The sequence below is a fragment of the Kitasatospora sp. NPDC051164 genome, from assembly GCF_044455625.1.
Classification (GTDB): Bacteria; Actinomycetota; Actinomycetes; order Streptomycetales; family Streptomycetaceae; genus Kitasatospora.
In genome coordinates this window covers 1,966-5,074 of sequence record NZ_JBITFB010000102.1, presented here as the reverse complement: position 1 = coordinate 5,074, position 3,109 = coordinate 1,966, and the positions used below count along the sequence as shown (strand labels likewise).

Here is a 3,109-nt window from a genome sequence, read left to right as displayed (position 1 = left end):
GTGAAACGGAGGTCGTCGCCATGTCCCGAAGATCCCCATGTGGGTGACCAGATCGAACACCCTGGAAATGATCACCAGAGGTAAAACAACAAGCTGAGGTCGGCTCGGATAGCTGGTAACGGGAACGTATTTGGAGTACGTCGTATTCTCCGGCCTGGCAGGGCTGGGGTCAGCCATCGTCCCCACGTTGTGCGAATGGATCGCCACAGGCTGGCGATCCACCAGGGGTCACGTACGTCCGAGCTGGGCGAGCCGTGAGTACAGCAGCACGCTGCCGTCGTCGTTGCCGACGGCCAGGAGAGACCCTTCTGGAGAAAACGCCATCGCACTGCTGTCGCCGGGCAACTCTCCAAGATGGTGGCGGGTGGCCGGGTCCCACAGCCGGACAACACCGTCGGATCCGCCGGATGCCAGTAGTGATCCGTCCGGCGAGAACGCCACCGCAAAGATGTTGGAGGCGCTGCCGACCATGGGATCGCCGACCGGGTGCCGGGTGATCGGGTCCCACAGCCGCACAACGCCGCCAGGTTCGCCGGTCGCCAGCAGGGAGCCATCCGGCGAGAACGCCGTCACCATGTATTTTCCTATCCCTCCGCGTGGTCCGGCGGGTGAGGCCCATGAGCGGAGTACGTCACGCAGGGACCGTCGTGTCCGTAGGGGCGCTGGCGGTTCGTCGGCGGTGGGCCGGTCGATGAGGGGATCGCCGACCGGGCGCCGGGTAATTGGGTCCAATGGAGCGGATCCGGCTGGGCGGGGCCGGGGAGTTCTGCAGGTGGGCCTTCATGAAGCCGAGCGGGCCGGTGGCGTCGAACGGTGGGGCGCCGGTGAGGAGTTCCGTGAGGACACAGCCGAAGGAGTACAGGTCCGAGCGGGCGTCTCCGGGATGTCCGTCGAACCGTTCCGGCGGCATGTACGCCAGGGTGCCCATGACCGTGCTCGTCTTGGCGGTGGCTTCCATGAACCGGGCGATCCCGAAGTCGAGGATCTTGATCTGCCCGTCGGTGGTGAGCATCAGGTTCGCGGGCTTCAGGTCCCGGTGAATGACGCCCGCGTCGTGGGCACGAGCCAGCGCGGCCGCGGCCTGCACTGTCCAGCCGAGTGCGTCGTCGATGCGTGGCGGGCCGTCCTCGCGCAGGACGCAGGCCAGGTTCCGGCCCTGCAGCAACTCCATGACCAGGAACAGAGAGCCGTCCGCCTCGTCCTGCCCAAGGTCGAACACCGTCACCACGCCGGAGTGGTTCAGCGCCCCCGCGGTGCGGGCCTCGCGAGTGAACAGCTCCGCACCGGACGCGTCATCCGTCGTGTGAGGGAGCAGTTTGACCGCGACCCGGCGCTCGATGACCCGGTCGCGGGCTTCCCACACCTCGCCCATGCCGCCCCGGCCGACGAACCGGACCAGCTCGTACCGGCCCGCGACCACCCGCCCTGCCATGACACCCCCGCTACGGTCACCGACTCCGCCCCATACCTGAGCCCGAACATCTCACACGGCGCTGCGCGGTAGGCCGCGAAGCCCAAAATCGATGCCGGGTAGACCGGTTCGTCGACAGTGAGCACACCGCCAAGGGAAGGCCGGCAGGTTCCTCTGACCGGCCATTGTCTTCGTTCGCTTAGAGGCTCCGGCGGTGGCTGCTGCACGCCGTCCTTCAGCCGAGGCGGGCTGTCACAGGTGTTCGAGCGGTTGAATGTCCTTTGGAGCAAGATCAGCCCGGACGCGCCTGACCTTTGGCCGGTGCCGGTACCGCGCGAATTCGGCCCGCTCGTCTGTCTCGATCTCGACGACAACCTCGGGCATCACCGGCAGGAAGGCGGCCGGCGGGCTTCCCGACAGGCCGCCCACGGTCCCGAGCAGCTCGATCAGGTCGCTGCCGGATGCAGGAGCGGGGCGAACTCGGAGCGCTGCGCCTTGCCCAGAGGGAGGCTGGCGCCGACCGGCCGGAGTCGCCCGTGGGCGTCGGGTTGGGTGAGGACAGCGGCCTGCCGGGCTGGGGAGGCCCCGGGAATGATGCCGACGACGACAGCCTCCACGGTGGTGGTGACCCGGAACTTCCTCCAGCCGCTGGTGTAGCCGGCGGTGTAGCGGGTGGCTTCGTTCACTTCAAATGGCAGCGTTTGTAGAACTTCACCCGCGAGCTGGACGACTACGACCTGCGCCAAGCCGCCGGGGACGGCCCGGTACCGTGCCGTCCTCGGCCATCGGGTGCTGACCGGCGTCTCGCGTCGGCACCTGACCGATCTGATCGTCGAACTCGCGGCTCCCTGGCAGGCGGTGGTCGAAGGCAGGCGGCACGGTTCGCGGCGGTGTGCGGCGCCGGGCCGCCGGCGCGGGCGCCAAGCACCGGCTGGTGTTCACTGACCGGGTGGTCGCGACGCTTATCCACCTGCGGCACGATCTCCCGCACGCACCAGCTCGTAAGACGGGTAGCCGGCCTTCGGAGTGTGGTCCGAAGGCCGGCAGCTCCGCCGGGTTGATCAGGCGGTGTAGGTCATGGTTCCGGCGGACGCCGTTCCACCCGGGGTGGTGACGGTGACGGTGACGGTCGTACTCGGGGTACCGGCGGGGATGATGCCGGTGATGAGGGTGTCGGTGTTGGTGGTGATCGTCGCCGTCGTGGTCCCGAAGGTCACGGTCGCACCCGTGAGGCCGGTGCCGACGATGGTGAACACGCCACCGCCCGCCGGGATACTGACCACCGGAGTGATGGCCACGGTCACGACCGGCGCGCCCAGGTAGGTCATGGTTCCGGCAGACACCGTGCCGCCCGGGGTGGTGACGGTGACGGGCACGGTGGTGCCCGCGGTGCCGGCGGGGATGATGCCGGTGATGAGGGTGCCGGTGTTGGAGGTGATCGTCGCCGTTGTTGTCCCGAAGGTCACGGTCGCACCCGTGAGGTCGGTGCCGACGATGGTGAACACGCCACCGCCCGCCGGGATACTGACCACCGGAGTGATGGCCACGGTCACGACCGGCACGCCCAGGTAGGTCATGGTTCCGGCAGACACCGTGCCACCGGGGGTGGTGACGGTGACGGGCACGGTGGTGCCCGCGGTGCCGGCGGGGATGATGCCGGTGATGAGGGTGCCGGTGTTGGAGGTGATCGTCGCCGTT

At 68.4% G+C, this 3,109-nt stretch carries 4 protein-coding genes and 1 pseudogene; 1 reads left to right on the top strand and 4 read right to left on the bottom strand.

The features are described 5' to 3' along the window. Nucleotides 1-228: 228 nt before the first annotated feature. From ACIBEC_RS47540 to ACIBEC_RS47530, 3 genes are all read right to left on the bottom strand, one after another. Nucleotides 229-576: a hypothetical protein gene (locus tag ACIBEC_RS47540; protein ID WP_360510208.1), complete on the bottom strand. Its 348-nt coding sequence runs from the start codon at nt 574-576 to the stop codon at nt 229-231. Nucleotides 577-631: 55 nt separating this feature from the next. Next, on the bottom strand, nt 632-1,432 hold the full coding sequence (locus tag ACIBEC_RS47535) for a serine/threonine-protein kinase (RefSeq protein ID WP_360510206.1): 801 nt from the start codon (nt 1,430-1,432) through the stop codon (nt 632-634). A 425-nt stretch (nt 1,433-1,857) separates the two neighbouring features. Continuing rightward, nucleotides 1,858-2,097, bottom strand: coding sequence for a hypothetical protein (locus tag ACIBEC_RS47530; protein ID WP_360510202.1), 240 nt, complete (start codon nt 2,095-2,097; stop codon nt 1,858-1,860). 103 nt (nt 2,098-2,200) lie between these two features. Between ACIBEC_RS47530 and ACIBEC_RS47525 the strand changes: the two are divergent. Continuing rightward, a pseudogene (locus ACIBEC_RS47525) lies at nt 2,201-2,405 on the top strand (IS5/IS1182 family transposase); the annotation flags it as partial. Nucleotides 2,406-2,472: 67 nt separating this feature from the next. On the opposite strand, the gene ACIBEC_RS47520 reads toward ACIBEC_RS47525, so the two are convergent. Then, nucleotides 2,473-3,109 (bottom strand): IPT/TIG domain-containing protein (locus tag ACIBEC_RS47520; RefSeq protein WP_396290893.1); only part of this gene is annotated, 637 nt, incomplete at its 5' end.

Bases quoted from the DNA above. Each gene is read 5' to 3' on its own strand.
- ACIBEC_RS47540 (WP_360510208.1), bottom strand. From the start codon at position 576: ATGGTGACGGCGTTCTCGCCGGATGGCTCCCTGCTGGCGACCGGCGAA.
- ACIBEC_RS47535 (WP_360510206.1), bottom strand. From the start codon at position 1,432: ATGGCAGGGCGGGTGGTCGCGGGCCGGTACGAGCTGGTCCGGTTCGTC.